This is a genomic window from Ochrobactrum sp. EDr1-4 (assembly GCF_049199085.1).
In the GTDB taxonomy this organism is placed as follows: Bacteria; Pseudomonadota; Alphaproteobacteria; order Rhizobiales; family Rhizobiaceae; genus Brucella.
This window is the reverse complement of record NZ_JBLZOF010000001.1, coordinates 803311-822208: the sequence shown is the minus strand read 5'-3', so window position 1 is coordinate 822208 and position 18898 is coordinate 803311. Positions and strand designations below refer to the sequence as shown.

Here is an 18898-nt window from a genome sequence, read left to right as displayed (position 1 = left end):
AGTAAGTGATTGGAGCGCAGATCTGATAAAATCAGATCGAAACGCGCTCTAATGGGGGCCAGACTATGCAAGCATCCCGCATTCTTGAAACTGCGCTCTATGTCCGTGATGTTGCTGAAGCGATTGCGTTTTATCGCGACATTATCGGGCTTGAGCCGGTGGGCAAGGTGAGCGAACGCAATGCATTCTTCCGCTGTGGCGATGGCATATTGCTTTTGTTCAAAGCGGAAGAAACACTGAAACCACCTCTGCTCGGGTCGTTACCGGTGCCACCACATGGCGCTGCGGGTCCGGGACATGTTTGTTTTGCCGCCACACGTCATGAAATTGACGACTGGCGCATCTATCTCGAAAAGCACGACATTGCTATCGAGTCTGATTTCGAATGGCCTAATGGTGCGCGTTCGATTTATTTTCGCGATCCTTCCGGTAATTCGCTGGAATTCGCTGAGCCGAAACTTTGGAGTTAAAGCATGATCCCGAAAAGTGGGAACCGGTTTTCGGATAAGATCATGCGTAAAAAGGTAGAACTTAAATGAAGGCGCTTGAAAAAGGCAAACTGATCGTCGCATCGCACAATGCAGGCAAATTGCGTGAGTTCGATGGGCTGATTGCGCCGTTTGGCTTTGAGGTCAGTTCCGTTGCAGCTCTCGGTCTGCCTGAGCCGGAAGAAACCGGCACGACATTTGAGCAGAATGCTTACATTAAGGCGCTGGCCGCAGCCAAAGCCACTGGTTTGCCTTCGCTGTCTGACGACTCCGGCATGATGGTTGACGCGTTGGATGGTAATCCGGGTGTTTACACCGCGGATTGGGCCGAAACCGAAGACGGAACGCGTGATTTCAATATGGCAATGCAGAAGGTCGAAGATCTTTTGCAGGAAAAAGGCGCTGTTGCACCTGACCAGCGTAAGGCGCGTTTTGTTTCGGTGATCTGCCTTGCATGGCCGGATGGTGAAGCACAATATTATCGCGGTGAAGTGGAAGGCACGCTGATCTGGCCTCCTCGTGGTGATATTGGCTTTGGTTATGATCCGGTTTTCAAGCCGGAAGGCTATGAGAAGACCTTTGGCGAAATGACTGCTGACGAAAAGCATGGCTGGAAGCCGGGCGATGCGTCCGCACTTTCGCACCGTGCGCGTGCTTTCAAGCTGTTTGCTGAAAAAGCGCTCGGTGTTGTTTCGGATGCTGCTGAATGAACCACCACTTTTCTCCACCCGCTGGAAGTGTTGATATTCTGCCGATTGCGCGAGCGGATGGAGAGAGTGCGTTTGGCGTTTATGTGCATTGGCCATTTTGTCTGGCCAAATGCCCATATTGCGACTTCAACAGCCATGTGCGTCATCAGCCGGTTGATCAGGATCGCTTTGCATCCGCCTTCAACCGCGAGATGGAGACACTGCGTGAGCGCACAGGTCCGCGTACCGTCACCAGCATCTTTTTAGGCGGCGGGACACCATCGCTGATGCAGCCTTCAACCGTTGGCAGCTTACTTGATGGCATTGCGTCGCGCTGGTCTGTTGCACCCGATATTGAAGTGACGCTGGAAGCCAACCCGACAAGCGTGGAAGCAGATCGGTTTCGCGGCTATCGCGCCGCCGGTGTCAACCGCGTCTCGCTCGGCATTCAGGCGCTCAATGCCCCTGATCTGCGTCGTCTGGGTCGCATGCATTCCGTTGATGAAGCAAAGGCCGCAATCCGGCTGGCGCGTGAGATTTTCCCACGGCTGTCGTTTGATTTGATCTATGCGCGGCCCAATCAGACGATTGAAGCATGGCGCGAAGAGCTGAAAGAAGCCATTGATCTGGCTGCCGATCATCTGTCACTCTATCAGCTGACGATTGAAGAAGGCACGCAGTTCTATAATCTTTGGAAGGCTGGCAAGCTGACTACGCCAGAGCCGGATCATGCGGCGGCTCTTTATGAAGAGACGCAAAAGATTACTGCAGAACACGGCCTGCCTGCTTATGAGATTTCAAACCATGCTATGCCGGGGCGCGAGTCGCAGCACAATCTGGTTTATTGGCGTTATGGGCAATATGTCGGCATTGGTCCCGGCGCGCATGGTCGTTTTGTTGAGAACGGCACACGCACGGTCACAATGACCGAAAAGCACCCGGAAACCTGGCTCGAAAAGGTCGAAACCAACGGTCACGGCATCATTGAAGAAGAATATCTCAATGGCAATCAGGAAGGCGATGAGTTCCTGATGATGGGGCTACGGTTGCGCGAAGGCATCGATCTTGCGCGTTATCAACGCTTGACCGGGCACGATATTGATCGCAAGCGTCTTGAACGGTTGATTGCATCGGGCATGATTGAAAAGATGGATGGAACTTTCATCCGTGCAACGCCGGATGGTTCGCTGGTGCTTGATGCGCTGGTGGCTGATCTGGCTGCTTAGCGCATGTCGCGGAAAGGTGGGAACCGGTTTTCCGATAACGACATGCGTCAATAAGGAATTTAGATGAGCGAATTTTTGGACGAGCAGAAACGCGAATTTGTTGTCGGTGGCACCGCTCAGCGTGCGCGCCCGATTGAACCCGCGCTTTATATCGTCTCGACCCCTATCGGTAATCTTGGCGACATGACGCTGCGTGGGCTGGAAACACTGGCAAGTGCCGACATTGTTGCCTGTGAAGATACCCGCGTAACCCGCGTGTTGCTGGATCGCTATGGAATTGCGCGTCGCCCGATCAGCTATCATGAGCATAATGCTGCTGAAGCCGGCGCAAAGTTGATTGCCGCTTTGCAGACTGGCAAAAGCGTAGCGCTTGTTTCCGACGCGGGTACGCCACTTGTGTCTGATCCAGGTTTTCGGCTCGTCGGTGAAGCACGCGAGGCAGGCATTCGCGTGGTGCCAATTCCAGGTGCTTCCGCACTTCTTGCAGCCCTTGCCGCTTCAGGGCTTCCGACCGATGCTTTCATGTTTTGCGGCTTTCTGCCGGTTAAACATGGACAGAAAACCTCCAAGCTCGAAAGCCTCAAGAATATCGAAGCAACGCTGGTGTTTTATGAATCGCCCAATCGTACGGCGACAACTCTTGCCGATATGGCGGAGGTTTTTGGCGACGCGCGTGAAGCGGCCCTGTGCCGCGAACTGACCAAGGCTTATGAAACCATTGTCACTTCCACTCTGGGTGAGTTGAAACAGCAATTTGATGGCGAAAATCGTATTCGCGGTGAAGTCGTGTTGCTGGTTGGTCCGCCAACAGGGGAAGCCGGTCCGCAGAGCGAAGAAGACATCGACAAGCTGCTGCTGTCACTCTCGCAGGAATTGTCTCCGTCCAAGGCGGCAGGCGAGGCCGCAAAGATGACCGGCGGGCAGAAGTCGGTGCTTTATCAGCGTCTGATGCAGTTGAAGGCACAAGGCTGATGAGTGATTTCCGCGAGAAAAAGCGAGTTGCTTTCTTTCGCGGACATAGCGCCGAGCGGCTGGCCGCGTTTGCGCTCATGCTCAAAGGTTATCGTATCGTCGCTCGCCGCTATCGCACACGGTTAGGCGAAATTGATCTCATTGCCCGGCGCGGCAATCTTATCCTCATCGTTGAAGTTAAAGCGCGGACCACTGTGGAAGCGGCACATCTTGCCGTCACCCCACAAGCTATGCGCCGTATCGAGGCGGCCGCCGATATGTGGCTGCAACGCCAAAAGGATTACGCACAATTATCACTGCGCTTTGACCTCGTGGCTGTTCTGCCGCGCCGCTGGCCAAAGCATTTTCCTGCATTCTTCACTTCTGAAAATTATCGCTAAGCTGATGTAAATCCTACAAAAATTATGGGATATAATTTAAGGCAAGCAGGAATTAAAATCCTCAAAACACCTTTTTAAAGGAAAAGTGATGCTCCGTGCGATTTGCGCGCGCAAGCCCGTTTCTTATAAAATTTCATCGGTACGGGAATAATAACAGCAGTCTAAAAAAGGATACTGCTGTGGCTCTCGCGTCCCAACGACTTCTTGCTGATTTTCCTGCCTTCTTTCGTGTTTCGGAAGAGGTGGTGGTTATTGTTGGCGGCGGCGAAGAAGCGCTCAACAAAGCCCGTCTTGTGGCCCAGACGTCGGCTCGTTTGCGCATCGTTGCGGAAGAGTATGAGCCAGCTTTGGCGAGCTTCATCGAAAGCCATGGTGTAGAGCAGATTTACGAAGCTTTTGAACCGAAACATCTTGAAGGTGCGAAGCTGGTTTTTGTCGCGACCGGCGATGAGCAACAGGATCGCGCAATTGCAGCGATTGCCAAAGCGCATAAAATTCCTGTCAATGTGGTTGACCGTCCCGCACTTTGCGATTTCCTGACGCCGGCTATCGTCAACCGTGCACCGATTGCAATTGCGATTGGCACAGAAGGTTCGGCCCCTGTGCTGGCGCAGATGGTACGCGCGCGCATTGATGCGGCTTTCTCGCCACGCCTTGGCGAACTGGCGCATTATGCCGAAAGCTGGCGTCCGCTGGTTGAAAAACTACTACCAAAAGGTTTGGCGCGGCGCAGTTTTTGGCGCGGCTTCTTTTCTGGCTCCGTTGCCCGTAGCGTTGAAAACGGCGACCGTGAGGAAGCGTATAGAGCAGCGAACGAATTGATTGCCGAGCCGCAGAATGCTGCCGGTTATGTCTGGCTGGTTGGTGCTGGTCCGGGTGCCGAAGATCTGCTGACCCTGCGTGCGCATCGTGTGCTGATGGAAGCCGATGTGATTGTGCATGACGCGCTGGTGCCAGAAGGCGTTATCGCCATGGGGCGTCGCGATGCGGAGCGTCTTTCGGTTGGTAAGCGCAAGGGTTGCCATTCCAAAAGCCAGAACGAGATTAACGATCTGCTCGTCAGCCTTGGTCGCGAAGGCAAGCGCGTGGTGCGTCTGAAAGCGGGCGATCCGCTGGTCTTTGGCCGTGCGGGCGAAGAAATGGCTGCATTGCGGTCAGCCGGTATCGGTTTTGAAATTGTGCCGGGCATCACGTCCGCTTTCGCTGCTGCTGCCGATATGGAACTGCCACTAACCTTGCGTGGCGTGGCATCCTCGCTGGTGTTCACGACAGGTCACGACATGGCAGGTGATGTGTTGCCGGGCTGGGCCAAGCTGGCCGTCTCTGGTGCAACAATCGCTGTCTATATGGGCTCAAGCGTTGCGGCATCCGTTGCAAGCCGTCTGATTTCTGCGGGTCTTCACGAAGATACGGCTGTCGCAGTTGTTGAGAATGCCAGCCGTAAGGATAAGCGGCTGTTTCATGGAACATTGAAAGATCTGCCATCGCTGGAAGAGCGCAAAGAGCTTGCGGGTCCGGTCATGGTCATCATCGGCGATGCTGTTGCAGGTGCCGCTATCGATAAAGCGCAAGCGCTGGCGGTTAGACCCGTTGCAGTCGCTGCTTAAATCAGGAGTCGGAAAAATGGTTGTAAAAGTTCTCACCGCAAACCGGCTCATTGATGGTCAGGCCGTGTGGCTTGGCGCTGATGGTTCATGGCAGGAAACGATTAATGGTGCACTGGTTGCCCGTCATGCCGAAGCAGTTAGCGCTCTTGAAGACGCGGGCAAGGTTGCTGCCAAAGCCAATCTGGTGGTCGATGTAAACGTGATTGACGTCGAAGAGCGTGATGAAGGGCTCTATCCCATTCGCCTGCGCGAGCGCATCCGGCTTTCCGGACCCACCATCGTTACGCTTGGTCAATCGCATGGCGCCCAAAAGTGGGAACCGGTTTTGGGATAAAGCCATGCGTGAAGAAAAGCTCCTGAAGCAAGCTTCCTGATCTGAATATCGGAATTAAATATGTATCGTTATGATGAATTTGACCGCGATTTTGTTGCGGCCCGCGTTGCACAGTTCAAGGATCAGGTTGAGCGCCGTCTTTCGGGTGAAATGACGGAAGATCAGTTCAAACCGCTGCGCTTGATGAATGGCCTTTATCTGCAATTGCACGCCTATATGCTGCGTGTTGCGATCCCTTATGGCACTTTATCGAGCCGCCAGTTACGCAGGCTTGGCACTATTGCGCGCGATTATGATCGGGGTTTTGCACATTTCACGACGCGTCAGAATGTTCAATATAACTGGCCAGCGCTGAAAGATGTACCACGTATTCTTGAAGAGCTTGCAGAAGTCGAAATGCATGCGATCCAGACGTCGGGTAATTGCATTCGCAATGTGACCGCTGATCACTTTGCAGGGGCGGCTGCTGATGAAGTGGCCGATCCGCGCCCACTGGCAGAAATTCTGCGTCAGTGGTCGTCGCTGCACCCGGAATTTTCCTATTTGCCGCGCAAGTTCAAGATTGCAATTGTCGGCTCCGAGCATGACCGTGCGGCCATTCAGGTGCATGACATCGGCTTGCAGCTTAAAAAGAACGAAGCAGGCGAACTGGGCCTTGCCGTCTATATCGGCGGCGGGCAGGGGCGCACGCCGATGGTTGCCAAGAAAATCCGTGATTTTCTGCCGCTTGAAGACATGCTAACCTACGTGACGGCAATTGTTCGCGTTTATAATCTCCACGGACGCCGCGATAATAAGTACAAGGCACGCATCAAAATCCTCGTGCATGAAACGGGCGTCGAGCCGCTGGTGCAGGAAATTGACGCAGAATGGGAACAGATTCGTTACAGCGATCTGCAACTGCCGCAGCGCGACATCGATGCGATTGAAAGCTATTTCCGCATGCCGGATTTGGCGCAGCGTCCTGAAGGCTGGGAAATTCTGGCTGTCACGCAGAAGACAGATAGCGATTTTGCAGCATGGACCCAGCGCAATGTGACGCCGCACAAGAACCCGGATTATGCCGTTGTCACGATTTCGCTCAAGCCCATTGGCGGTATTCCCGGTGATGCCAGTGCAGAGCAAATGGAACTGGTGGCGGATATTGCGCAGACCTATTCCTCTGATGAAATCCGCGTCAGCCATGAACAGAATCTGGTTCTGCCGCATGTGGCGAAGGCCGATCTTCCGGCGGTCTATGATCTGTTGCAATCGGATGGATTAGTGACAGCCAATGCTGGTCTCATCACGGATATTATCGCATGCCCCGGTCTTGATTACTGCGCGCTGGCCAATGCACGCTCAATCCCGGTCGCGCAGCGTATTTCGGAGCGCTTTGGCGATCAGCAGCGCCAGCTTGAAATCGGTGATCTCAAGATCAAGATTTCTGGCTGCATCAACGCCTGCGGCCATCACCATGTTGGCCACATTGGTATTCTTGGCGTCGAGAAAAAGGGCGAGGAACTCTATCAGATCACGCTTGGCGGGTCTGGCGACGAGCATACGTCGATTGGTGACATTACCGGTCGTGGCTTTTCATCCGAAGAAGTGGTCGACGCAATTGAAACTGTGGTCGATACCTATCTTGGTCTTCGAGAAAACGGTGAAGAGACATTCCTCAATGCCTATCGCCGGGTTGGTATGGAGCCGTTCAAACGCGCGCTTTACGGAGAGGTAAGCCGTGCTGCCTGACTCTGATCCAAATTCAGACCAAATCGCAGAGGCACAAGCCCGTCTGCTGGAGGGAAGCCATGGCGCGTCCTCTCCGCAGGAGGTGATTGCGCTGAGCGTGCGCGAGATTTTTGACGGGCGCATTGCAGTCGTTTCGTCGTTTGGTGCGGAATCCGCTATCCTGCTGCACATGATCTCTGAGATTAATCCGGCAACACCAGTTCTATTTCTTGATACGGGCAAGCATTTCCGCGCAACGCTGGATTATCGCTACGATCTGGTTGACCGGCTGGGGCTTCTCGACGTGCAGGATATTCTGCCGCTTGAGGAAAGCGTGAAAGCCGATGATCCGTTTGGCGCTTTGTCGATGACCGACAAGGACCGCTGCTGCTTCATCCGCAAGGTTGAGCCAATGGCGCGTGCGGTTTCGCCTTATCGTGCATGGATGACTGGCCGGAAGCAGTTTCAGGCCTCGACCCGCAATGCGCTCCCAGTTTTTGAATCGGTCGGCCCTCGCGTTCGTATCAATCCGCTGGCACGTATGAGTGCGGACGATTTGCGAAACTATGCGCGAAAACACGATCTGCCTGTCCATCCGCTGACAGAACAAGGCTATCGCTCGATCGGCTGCATGCCCTGCACGCGGCCCGTGAGCGACGGTGAAGATCAGCGCGCCGGACGCTGGTCGGGATCGGAAAAGACCGAATGCGGCATCCATCTGACCGGACTCGCCGATAGCCTGAAAAATCATGGAGCTTTGGACCAGAAATGAGTGAAACAAAACTTTGGTCCGAGCAGGGCTTTCGCGAAGATGACTATATCTTTGCGGATGATCTGGAAACCGCAGGTGATGCACCGGCGATCATCATACCTTTGGCTGTCTGGCTGGGGCTGGATGACGAGCTACGCCGTGCCTCCAATCGCCGCATTGGTGTGTCGGTGGCGCCGGGTGAAAAAATCGAGCCATTGCTCGATCATCTGGAAAGCCTGCCATTGATTGCTTTGGAGTTTCCAGCCTTCAATGATGGCCGTTCTTATTCGAAAGCTGAAGTTCTGCGTCGCGCTGGCTTTGAAGGCGAGTTGCGGGCAACAGGCGATGTGCTGATCGATCAGGCCGCTCTTATGCTGCGCACGGGTTTTGATAGCCTGCAAGTGACCAATAAAGTCGCGCAATCGCGTCTTGGCGAGCAGCGCCTGGTCGATACGCCCGGCTATTATCAGCCTGGTCGCGGGTCGGTTCAGCAGGAGAGCGGCTATGCGTGGCGGCGTATTAAAGCCAGTTAAATCGTAGCGATCACCTTTTTGTGGTTTTGCTTGTCTGCTTGATGGGGTAGATACCCTCATAAAAGCATTTCCAGCAAAAGTGCGAAGCGGTTTTGCGTAGGATAATGCGTCAAAACAAAAAGATAGAGCGGTTCGCATGGGTTCATTTAGAACCGGGCCGCTCTGGATTTGGAGACGAGACGTGATCCGCCACATTGTTTTCTTCAGCGTCAAGCCCGATCAGGACATCGATGTTGTCCGCAAGGGTTTGGAGCAGTTGGGTACTATTCCTTATTCCGACGTGTTTGAAGTTCTGCCAAATTCCAAAGTCGACCCGATGGGCAATGCGATTGATCTCGTTGTCTATGCTGAGTTCAAGGATGAAGAAGCGCTTTTTGCGTATAAAAACCATCCGACATATGATGCGTCCACGCAATATGTGCGACCTATGCGTGAGCTACGTTTTTCTGCCGATGTCGTGACCGAGAAGGGTTAATCCGCCTGTGGTGGTGCCTGAAGTGGTAGGCCGCCAAATAAGTCGGGCTCTGTTGATGTTCTGGCACGCTCGATATTCAGCAGGCGCAGCTTGGTCACTGTTCCACCCGCAGCTGAAAAACCGCCGACCTTGCCATTGGAGCCTAAAACCCGATGGCAGGGCACAATGATCGGAAACGGGTTTTTGCCAAGTGCATAGCCCACTGCCTGCGAAAGACTAACATCGCCCAGCCTGCGCGCGATTGTGCCATAGGTGATGGTCTCACCGGCTTTAAGTTCCAGAAGAATTTCATAGACTTTGCGGTTGAGGTCCGGCACCTGATCAAGTGCCAGCGGTGTCTGTGAAAAATCCGGATCGCCACCATCAAGCAACACGCAAACTTTGTTGATAGCTTCGCTGACATAATCAGGTGCAGATGATGTTTCTGCATTATTAAAGCGTGACTGAAGCCGGTAACGCGTTTCGCTTTCATCGGCGTCACCAATTTCCACGCCGATGATTTTACCGGCGTCCCATGCAATCCCGCAAGGGCCGATAGGCGTGTCAAATATGTTGATGCCGGTCGAATCCATGAGCATTGATATAGCATAATTTACAACAATTGCTGCGGATGGTGATGCGAAATGGTTGAAGAACGCAGCAAATAGTGATTGTGTGGGGACAACCGCCATAGGCATGATCGTGAGTCATGACTTTTTATGGCCAAATAACAGAGCGATACCTTCCGGCACGTGTTGAATGTGATCGGAACGAGGAAGTTTAAATGGACGATTACGAACGCTATGCCACAGGGCTGATGATCGTTTTTGGTGCGCTGATCGTTGGCGCGCTGATGGCGGCCAATCTTTATCATGGCGATAAGCCCGGTTTTCTTTTCGCGCTCGGTGCGGCGGTTGTGGGCTGGTTTTCTGCTTTTGCGGTGCTTTTCGATAAGCCGCGCGTTTATGGCGTGATGATTGCTGTTGCCATTGGACTGGTCGCCGCGTCCATCGGTGCTTTCGTCACCTGATCTCTGAATTAAATAGTCTTATGAAAAAGCCCCGGTTTGTCCGGGGCTTTTTTTATTCAGATATATGGCGAATAACACTGGCGGCGTGGGCCATAATTGGGCTGGAACGTATTGTCATAAGCCCGGTATGACCGATAACGATTGAAGCACCAGCGGACATGCGCGTTGCCACCGCCACGATATACTGGGGCTGGGCGATAGCGCGGCGGGTGATGACGGTAGCGTGGTGGCGGACCCCAATCCCGGTAATGCGGCCGATAGTGTGGTCTGTAATGGGGGCGGTGATGCCTGTAACCGTCACGCCAATGACGTCGATCTCCGCGACGTTCGTAATACTGAATGGTCTCGACCGGTGCCTGTGCGCCATGTGAAACAGCGGGTGCAATAAGCGATGTTGGCTGTGCCGCATTTGCACTTGCGGTTATCGCAGGCACACCGATGCCAAGTGACAGACACGCTGCGAAGAAGGATGATGCAAGTCTCTTCATCGTTATCTCCTCGATTATATGAGCTTTATCTTCAACGTCCCTGATGCGATTTTGCTCCTGCAATGTGGCGGGTAGGTGGCTGGGAAAACTCACTTTTTCTTTGCTGTAGCAACAGATTGGTGAAGGGTTGCGCGGCTACTTAGAAAACTGCTTCTGAATTGACATAAAGATATGTTTATGTCATTAAGCAACCCACTGCGATTTTGCGTATTAGAATACAGGCGGTAATCCCCTATGACGTCTTCCCTCGATAATCTTTTTGGTTCAACGGCAGCTAAGCCGGATGGTTCGGAAGTGCTTGCAGCACTGACCAAAGCCGCAAGTGAACGCATTCTGATTCTCGACGGTGCCATGGGTACGCAGATTCAGGGGCTTGGCTTTCACGAAGAGCATTTTCGCGGTGAGCGTTTCGGTTCCTGCGATTGCCAGCTTCAAGGAAACAACGATCTTCTGACACTGACCCAGCCAAAGGCGATTGAAGAAATTCATTATGCCTATGCGATTGCTGGCGCTGATATTCTGGAAACCAACACCTTCTCGTCGACCACCATCGCGCAGGCCGATTACGGCATGGAAGATGCCGTCTATGAGCTGAACCGTGATGGCGCGCGTCTGGCGCGTCGCGCAGCAATCCGCGCGCAGCAAAAAGATGGTCGCCGCCGCTTTGTTGCAGGCGCGTTGGGGCCAACAAACCGCACCGCTTCTCTTTCGCCGGACGTGAATAATCCGGGCTACCGCGCCGTCACTTTTGATGATCTCCGTATTGCCTATGCCGATCAGATCCGCGGGCTGATCGATGGCGGCTCCGACATTATTCTGATCGAAACCATCTTCGATACGCTGAACGCAAAGGCCGCTGTTTTTGCGGCTGAAGAAGTATTTCTTGAAAAGGGCGTGCATCTGCCGGTGATGATTTCCGGCACGATCACCGATCTTTCAGGCCGCACACTTTCCGGTCAGACACCGACGGCGTTCTGGTATTCACTGCGCCATGCCAAGCCGTTCACCATCGGGCTTAATTGCGCGCTCGGTGCCAATGCAATGCGCGAACATCTCGCCGAAATCGCTGGCATTGCCGATACATTTGTCTGCGCCTATCCGAATGCTGGCCTTCCAAACGAATTTGGTCAGTATGACGAAAGCCCGGAAGCCATGGCAGCCCAAATCGAGGATTTCGCACGCGAAGGCCTCGTCAACGTAGTGGGCGGCTGCTGTGGTTCGACGCCTGACCATATCCGTGCGATAGCAGCTGCTGTGGCCAAGCATCCGCCACGCAAGCCGGTCAACGTGCCGCCGCTGATGCGCCTGTCGGGCCTTGAGCCTTTCACGCTGACCAAGGATATTCCCTTCGTCAATGTCGGCGAACGGACGAACGTTACCGGCTCCGCCCGTTTCCGTAAGCTCATTAAGGCTGGCGATTATTCGGCGGCGCTTGTTGTGGCGCGTGATCAGGTCGAAAACGGCGCGCAGATCATCGACATTAATATGGATGAAGGTCTGATCGACAGCCAGAAGATCATGGTTGAATATCTCAACCTGATCGCGGCGGAGCCGGATATCGCGCGCGTTCCGGTCATGATCGACAGCTCCAAGTGGGAGGTGATCGAAGCTGGTCTGAAATGCGTTCAGGGCAAGCCGATCGTCAATTCGATCTCGTTAAAAGAAGGCGAAGAAGCCTTCCTGCATCATGCGCGTCTGGTGCGTTCCTATGGTGCAGCAGTTGTGGTCATGGCGTTTGATGAAACGGGTCAAGCCGACACTGAACAGCGCAAGGTCGAAATCTGTACCCGCGCTTACAAGATTCTGACCGAGCAGGTTGGCTTCCCACCAGAAGACATCATTTTCGATCCGAACGTGTTTGCCGTCGCAACTGGCATTGACGAGCATAACAATTACGGCGTCGATTTCATCGAAGCCACGCGCAAAATTACGCAAACACTGCCGCATGCGCATATTTCTGGCGGCATATCAAACTTGTCGTTTTCGTTCCGTGGCAATGAGCCGGTGCGCGAAGCCATGCATGCTGTGTTCCTGTATCACGCCATTCAGGTTGGCATGGATATGGGTATCGTCAATGCTGGTCAGCTGGCGGTTTACGACACAATTGATACGGAACTGCGTGAAGCCTGCGAAGATGTGGTGCTGAACCGTCGTGATGATGCGACGGAACGGCTGCTCGAAATCGCTGAGCGTTTTCGCGATAGCGGCACAAGAGAAGCCAAGACGCAGGATCTGAGCTGGCGCGAATGGCCGGTGGAGCAACGTCTTTCGCATGCGCTGGTCAATGGCATTACTGAATATATCGAAGCCGACACTGAAGAAGCGCGTCTTGCTGCGGCACGTCCACTGCATGTTATCGAAGGTCCGCTGATGGCGGGCATGAATGTGGTGGGCGATCTGTTTGGCGCGGGTAAAATGTTCCTGCCGCAGGTGGTTAAATCCGCACGCGTCATGAAACAGGCCGTGGCTGTGCTTCTGCCATTTATGGAAGAAGAAAAGCGACTGAATGGCGGCGAAGGTCGCCAGAGTGCCGGTAAGGTGCTGATGGCAACTGTGAAGGGCGACGTGCACGACATTGGCAAGAATATTGTCGGCGTGGTTCTCGCTTGTAACAATTACGAGATCATCGATCTTGGCGTGATGGTGCCAACGCAGAAAATTCTTGATACGGCCCGCGCTGAAAATGTCGATGTGATCGGTCTTTCAGGACTTATCACGCCGTCGCTTGATGAGATGGTGCATGTGGCTGCTGAAATGGAACGCGAAGGCTTCAACGTTCCGCTGTTGATCGGTGGTGCGACGACCAGCCGTGTGCATACGGCGGTGAAAATTCACCCGCGTTATGAGCAAGGGCAGGCGGTCTATGTGATCGATGCCAGCCGTGCGGTGGGCGTGGTTTCCAATCTGTTGTCGCCTGAAAACAAGGGCGCTTATGTCGAGGGCATCCGTGAGGAATATGCCAAAGTTGCGGCGGCTCACGCCCGTAATGAGGCAGACAAGAAGCGTCTGCCACTGGCTCGTGCGCGCGAAAACGCCCAAAAGATCGACTGGGATGCTTATACGCCGCCTAAGCCGACATTCCTTGGCACCAAAACATTCGAGAACTACGATCTCGCAGAGATTGCGCGTTATATCGATTGGACCCCTTTCTTCCAGACATGGGAGATGAAGGGCCGCTATCCGGCTATTCTCGAAGATGAAAAGCAAGGCGAGGCGGCGCGTGCGCTCTGGAGTGATGCGCAGGCTATGCTTGCAAAAATCATCGAAGAGAAGTGGTTTGCACCGCGTGCTGTCATTGGCTTCTGGCCTGCAAACACGGTGGGCGATGATATTCGTCTCTTTACCGATGAAAGCCGGAAACAGGAGCTTGCCACCTTCTTCACTCTGCGTCAGCAATTGTCCAAGCGTGATGGTCGTCCGAATGTCGCCATGTCCGATTTTGTGGCTCCAAACGAGAGTGGCAAGCAGGATTATGTTGGTGGCTTCGTCGTGACTGCTGGCATCGAAGAAGTAGCAATTGCTGAACGCTTCGAGCGCGCAAATGATGATTATTCGTCCATTCTCGTGAAGGCTCTCGCTGACCGCTTTGCCGAAGCCTTTGCTGAACTGATGCATCAGCGCGTGCGCAATGAGTTCTGGGGCTATGCGCCGGGTGAAGATCTGTCCAACGACGATCTGATCCATGAGCGTTATGCAGGCATCCGTCCAGCGCCGGGTTATCCTGCACAGCCAGATCACACCGAAAAGAAGACCCTGTTTGAAATACTGGATGCAACGGCTCAAACCGGGGTCGAACTGACGGAAAGCTATTCCATGTGGCCGGGTTCGTCCGTATCGGGTCTCTACATTGGCCACCCAGAAAGCTATTACTTTGGCGTCGCTAAGGTGGAGCGTGATCAAGTCGAAGATTATGCCGCCCGTAAGGGCATGAGCGTTGAGGAGGTCGAGCGCTGGCTTGGCCCGGTTCTCAATTACATTCCCGGCCAAACCCCGGAGCCGGTTGAAGCTGCTGCATAACCGTAAAGCGCATCTGAAAATCATAAGTCCCGCATTGCGGGGCTTATCTATTTTATTTTACTTAAGTTTTATGCAGTTAAAATAAGTACTGTTTTTTGAAAATTATAACAATATTCAAATCAATATAGCTAGATGACCTGTAAATCATATGGTATGTAATACAGGTGGCTCACGGTCTTGTGGTCGATAAATAAATTCGGATTCCGGCGCCATCGAATCCTCAACATTATTATTCGCTTGTCTGGCTTTTTAATTTTGGCCGGAGTGCGGCTCTTTAACTGATATTTCTCAGAAGTTTTTGGTTCATCGAAACAATATTGGGATTCAAGTTATGAAATGGGAAGATTTTTACGAGACCATTCAATCATCCGATAATGCCGAAGTCCTGTTCGAGCAGATTAAGACCTATGCCGCAAAACTAGGCTTTGCCTATGTGTCTTATTCCATGTGTGTTCCGTCGCTGGATAGTGTCTCACGCTGGATACGCTTTGAGACCACGCCCGATGCGTGGCAGAAACAATATGCGGCAAAAAAATATGTTGAAATCGACCCTGTTGTGCGGCGTGGCGTAAATAGCATCGAGCCTCTCGTATGGTCACAGAGGCTTTTTGCCGAGACTCCGCAAATTTGGGCGGATGCGCAGAATTTGGGGCTTCGTGTTGGTATTTCCCAGCCATGTTGGGCAGCACAAGGTGTTTTTGGCATTCTCACATTTCTGCGGGACAAGCCAGCTTTATCAGAAGGCGAAATCTCAATCTTGCGTCGCCAAATGCAGATTGTGACCAATCTTTTGCATCTCGCCATGTATGAGCATCTCAATGTTCCGAAAATCAATTGCGTATCAGAAGTGAACCTGACTGCGCGCGAGCGTGAAATCCTGCGCTGGACAAGTGAAGGTAAGACCGCCGAGATTATTGGAACAATCCTCAGCATTTCGACGCGCACGGTGAACTTTCACATCAGCAATGTTCTCACCAAACTTGTTGCGGTGAACAAGGTACAGGCTGTTGCCAAGGCGCGTACATTTGGCCTTCTCTAACGACGTTTGATCCTTTGGCGGTTTAGCCCGAAGGACAATTTACCCCTCAAAAATCGACTTAATACCACAAATTTAGTAGTATTTTCCGCAACTTGACCAAAAATTGCACTTTTCAATCTGGCGCAAGTTTGTTTCTGTTATCGTGTCAAAACAGGCACGTTTTCGCTTAACCCCGTCACAATACGCGATAGCATACTTTTCCTTTTGCTCTGCCTTTCACGACAATGCGCGAAGAGTGGTTTTTGCCACATCTGCGCCGGATCAAGGCTCTCGCCACCCTCCCGCGAATATTAATTATCCAGCCGGTTTCCGGGAGAGACAGACGTGCATCACGCATCCCTGAGCAAAAACCTGACGCATCTTGAGCGTCTGGAAGCAGAAGCAATTCATATTTTCCGCGAGGTTGCCGCAACCTTCTCCAATCCGGTGATGCTTTATTCGGTGGGCAAAGATTCCTCCGTCATGATGCATTTGGCAATGAAAGCGTTCTATCCGGCTCCGCCTCCATTTCCGTTTCTGCACGTCGATACGACCTGGAAATTCCGCGAGATGATCGAGTTTCGCGATGCGCAAGCCCGCGAAAAGGGCTTTGAACTGCTGGTTCACATCAATGAAGACGGTGTGCGCGATGGTGTTGGTCCGTTCACGCATGGCTCAAACGTCCATACTCATGTCATGAAGACAGTAGGATTGCGGCAGGCGCTTGATAAATACAAGTTCGATGCTGCCTTTGGTGGTGCGCGTCGCGATGAGGAGAAATCCCGCGCCAAGGAGCGCATTTTTTCATTCCGCAATGCGCAGCATGGCTGGGACCCGAAGAACCAGCGTCCGGAAATGTGGAAGGTTTATAATACCCGCGTTGCAGCTGGTGAATCGATCCGCGTTTTCCCGCTCTCAAATTGGACCGAATTGGATATTTGGCAGTATATCCTTCAGGAAAATATCCCGATTGTGCCGCTTTATTTTGCAGCGCCTCGTCCGGTGGTCGAGCGCGACGGCATGTTGATCAAACTCGATGATGATCGCATGACGTTGCGTCCCGGTGAAAAGGTGGAAGAGCGGCTGGTGCGTTTTCGCACGCTTGGCTGCTATCCACTGACAGGTGCTATTGAATCCAGTGCCACCAATCTTTCTGACATTGTCGAAGAAATGCTGATCGCCCGCACCTCCGAGCGTCAGGGCCGCGCCATTGATCGCGATGAAGCAGGCTCGATGGAAAAGAAGAAGCGGGAGGGCTATTTCTGATGAACGCCATATTGAAGCCTTCTGTAACAAGTGCAGCCGTCAGCGACTTTCTCGCCGATCAGGAACGCAAGACGCTGCTCCGCTTTCTCACTTGCGGTTCGGTCGATGACGGAAAATCCACGCTGATCGGACGTTTGCTCTATGACACGAAGCTGATCTTTGAGGACCAGCTTGCCACACTGAAAAATGACAGCCGCAAATTCGGCACCACGGATGATGATTTCGACTTCGCGCTGCTGGTTGATGGCCTAGAAGCCGAACGCGAGCAGGGCATCACTATTGATGTGGCTTATCGCTTTTTCTCAACGCCGCGTCGTAAATTTATCGTGGCCGACACGCCGGGCCATGCGCAATATACGCGCAATATGGCGACAGGTGCTTCGACTGCTGATCTTGCGGTGGTGCTGATCGATGCGCGGCAGGGCGTGTTGACACAAACGCGCCGCCATAGCTTTATCGCTTCGCTGTTGGGCATCCGGCACATTGTCGTTGCCGTCAACAAAATCGATCTGGTTGATTTCTCGCAGGATGTTTTTGACAGTATAGTCGCTGATTATATGAGTTTTGCCAAAGATTTGGGTTTTGCCAGCATTCAGGCAATCCCACTGTCTGCACGCTTTGGCGATAATGTTACCAGCCTTTCGCCACGTATCGGCTGGTATCAGGGACCGTATCTGCTGGAACATCTGGAAACCGTACGTCTTGAAGCGGATAGTATCGGCAAGCCGTTCCGCTTCCCCGTGCAATATGTGAACCGGCCTAATCTCGATTTCCGTGGCTTCTCCGGCACTGTTGCATCAGGTTCGATTGCCGAAGGCGACACGGTCGTCGTTGCTAAGTCGGGCAAGCAATCGAAGGTGAAACGCATCGCCACCTATGACGGTGGTCTGCCCCGCGCCAGCGAAGGGCAGGCGGTAACGCTGGTTCTCGAAGACGAGATTGAAGTCTCGCGCGGTAATATGCTGGTGGGTGCAGAAACGCGGCCTGAAGTGGCGGATCGTTTCAGCGCCAACATTGTGTGGTTCGGTGAAGAGGCGTTACAGCCAGGGCGTTCCTATCTGCTGCGCACCGAGACCGACCAGACTCCGGTAACAATCAGCGAGATTAAATACCGTACCGACGTTAATACATTTGCGCGGGAAGAGGCGACGCAGCTTGATCTGAATGAAGTCGGGCATTGTCATCTTCAGACGGCGGATCAGATCGTGTTTGATCCCTATTCGGATAACCGCGTGACCGGCGCTTTTGTGCTGATTGATCGTGTAACCAATGCAACGGTGGGCGCAGGCATGATTGATGGCGCATTGCGTCAGGCAACCAATGTGCATTTACAGGCTTTCGATCTGGATAAGCAGGCACGCGCGTCGCAGAAATTCCAGAAGCCAGCGGTGCTCTGGTTCACGGGCTTGTCAGCATCGGGTAAATCCACCATCGCGAACAGGCTTGAACAGCGGCTTCATGCGCTTGGCAAACACACCTATCTGCTTGATGGCGATAATGTCCGTCATGGCCTCAATAGCGATCTTGGCTTCTCGGACGAAGACCGGGCCGAGAATATCCGCCGCGTTGGAGAGGTAGCAGGTCTTATGGCCGATGCCGGGCTGATTACGCTGGTCTCGTTCATCTCGCCGTTCCGTTCCGAACGCGATCGCGTGCGGTCGCGGCTGTCGGAGGGTGAGTTCATTGAAATCTTCGTTGATACGCCGATTGAGGAATGTATGGCGCGTGATCCGAAAGGGCTTTATACGCAGGCTCTACGTGGCGAGATCAAAGCGTTCACGGGTATTGATTCGCCCTATGAAGCGCCGCATTCGCCGGAACTACATCTTCACACCGCAGCGCGTGACATTGACGAACTCGTCGCGGAAGTGGAAAGATATCTTGCCGAGCGAGGTGTTATCGGCAGTTATGGCAGTGATTCCTGGTCGATTTGAG

At 53.2% G+C, this 18898-nt stretch carries 18 protein-coding genes; 16 read left to right on the top strand and 2 right to left on the bottom strand.

Annotation, left to right across the window (positions count from 1 at the left end; translation table 11 throughout):
• Positions 1-65 precede the first annotated feature (65 nt).
• From ACOZHT_RS04130 to ACOZHT_RS04080, 11 genes are all read left to right on the top strand, one after another.
• Positions 66-470 carry a VOC family protein gene (locus ACOZHT_RS04130; protein ID WP_339509346.1) on the top strand — a complete coding sequence of 135 codons (405 nt, stop codon included), beginning with the start codon at positions 66-68 and terminating at the stop codon, positions 468-470.
• A gap of 65 nt (positions 471-535) precedes the next feature.
• On the top strand, positions 536-1198 hold the full coding sequence (gene rdgB, locus ACOZHT_RS04125) for an RdgB/HAM1 family non-canonical purine NTP pyrophosphatase (protein ID WP_339509347.1): 663 nt from the start codon (positions 536-538) through the stop codon (positions 1196-1198).
• The gene (hemW, locus tag ACOZHT_RS04120; RefSeq protein ID WP_339509348.1) at positions 1195-2403 is read left to right on the top strand and encodes a radical SAM family heme chaperone HemW; all 1209 of its coding nucleotides are present in this window, start codon (positions 1195-1197) and stop codon (positions 2401-2403) included. The genes rdgB and hemW overlap by 4 nt, the downstream gene beginning before the upstream one ends.
• 63 nt (positions 2404-2466) lie before the next feature.
• A complete protein-coding gene (rsmI, locus tag ACOZHT_RS04115) occupies positions 2467-3375 on the top strand; it encodes a 16S rRNA (cytidine(1402)-2'-O)-methyltransferase (protein ID WP_339509349.1) in 909 nt (302 codons plus the stop codon).
• Positions 3375-3755: a YraN family protein gene (locus ACOZHT_RS04110; RefSeq protein ID WP_339509350.1), complete on the top strand. Its 381-nt coding sequence runs from the start codon at positions 3375-3377 to the stop codon at positions 3753-3755. The genes rsmI and ACOZHT_RS04110 overlap by 1 nt, the downstream gene beginning before the upstream one ends.
• Positions 3756-3934: 179 nt before the next feature.
• Positions 3935-5362, top strand: a complete 1428-nt coding sequence (gene cysG, locus ACOZHT_RS04105) for a siroheme synthase CysG (RefSeq protein ID WP_339509351.1) — start codon at positions 3935-3937, stop codon at positions 5360-5362.
• Positions 5363-5378: 16 nt separating this feature from the next.
• Positions 5379-5696, top strand: a complete 318-nt coding sequence (locus ACOZHT_RS04100) for a DUF2849 domain-containing protein (protein ID WP_339509352.1) — start codon at positions 5379-5381, stop codon at positions 5694-5696.
• 60 nt (positions 5697-5756) lie between these two features.
• Positions 5757-7427: a nitrite/sulfite reductase gene (locus ACOZHT_RS04095; protein WP_339509353.1), complete on the top strand. Its 1671-nt coding sequence runs from the start codon at positions 5757-5759 to the stop codon at positions 7425-7427.
• Positions 7417-8178, top strand: coding sequence for a phosphoadenylyl-sulfate reductase (locus ACOZHT_RS04090; protein WP_339509354.1), 762 nt, complete (start codon positions 7417-7419; stop codon positions 8176-8178). The genes ACOZHT_RS04095 and ACOZHT_RS04090 overlap by 11 nt, the downstream gene beginning before the upstream one ends.
• A complete protein-coding gene (locus tag ACOZHT_RS04085; RefSeq protein ID WP_421565343.1) occupies positions 8175-8690 on the top strand; it encodes a DUF934 domain-containing protein in 516 nt (171 codons plus the stop codon). The genes ACOZHT_RS04090 and ACOZHT_RS04085 overlap by 4 nt, the downstream gene beginning before the upstream one ends.
• A 181-nt stretch (positions 8691-8871) precedes the next feature.
• Positions 8872-9165, top strand: a complete 294-nt coding sequence (locus ACOZHT_RS04080) for a Dabb family protein (protein ID WP_339509356.1) — start codon at positions 8872-8874, stop codon at positions 9163-9165.
• Here ACOZHT_RS04080 and ACOZHT_RS04075 read toward each other — a convergent pair.
• Entirely contained in the window at positions 9162-9737 is a 576-nt protein-coding gene (locus ACOZHT_RS04075; protein ID WP_339509523.1) for a methylated-DNA--[protein]-cysteine S-methyltransferase, read from the bottom strand. The two genes, ACOZHT_RS04080 and ACOZHT_RS04075, sit on opposite strands and share 4 nt — an antisense overlap.
• Positions 9738-9928: 191 nt before the next feature.
• On the opposite strand from ACOZHT_RS04075, the gene ACOZHT_RS04070 reads away from it, so the two are divergent.
• Positions 9929-10174: a hypothetical protein gene (locus ACOZHT_RS04070; RefSeq protein ID WP_007873334.1), complete on the top strand. Its 246-nt coding sequence runs from the start codon at positions 9929-9931 to the stop codon at positions 10172-10174.
• 56 nt (positions 10175-10230) lie between these two features.
• Here ACOZHT_RS04070 and ACOZHT_RS04065 read toward each other — a convergent pair whose 3' ends face one another.
• Complete coding sequence (locus tag ACOZHT_RS04065) at positions 10231-10662, bottom strand: BA14K family protein (RefSeq protein ID WP_339509357.1); 432 nt, start codon at positions 10660-10662, stop codon at positions 10231-10233.
• A gap of 234 nt (positions 10663-10896) precedes the next feature.
• Here ACOZHT_RS04065 and metH point away from each other — a divergent pair, with 234 nt between their 5' ends.
• The 4 genes from metH to cysN all read left to right on the top strand — a co-directional run bounded on the left by metH (position 10897) and on the right by cysN (position 18897).
• A complete protein-coding gene (gene metH / locus ACOZHT_RS04060) occupies positions 10897-14679 on the top strand; it encodes a methionine synthase (RefSeq protein WP_339509358.1) in 3783 nt (1260 codons plus the stop codon).
• A gap of 331 nt (positions 14680-15010) precedes the next feature.
• Entirely contained in the window at positions 15011-15718 is a 708-nt protein-coding gene (locus tag ACOZHT_RS04055; protein ID WP_339509359.1) for a LuxR family transcriptional regulator, read from the top strand.
• Positions 15719-16042: 324 nt separating this feature from the next.
• Complete coding sequence (cysD, locus tag ACOZHT_RS04050) at positions 16043-16963, top strand: sulfate adenylyltransferase subunit CysD (RefSeq protein ID WP_339509360.1); 921 nt, start codon at positions 16043-16045, stop codon at positions 16961-16963.
• A complete protein-coding gene (gene cysN, locus ACOZHT_RS04045; protein WP_421565342.1) occupies positions 16963-18897 on the top strand; it encodes a sulfate adenylyltransferase subunit CysN in 1935 nt (644 codons plus the stop codon). The genes cysD and cysN overlap by 1 nt, the downstream gene beginning before the upstream one ends.
• Position 18898 lies beyond the last annotated feature (1 nt).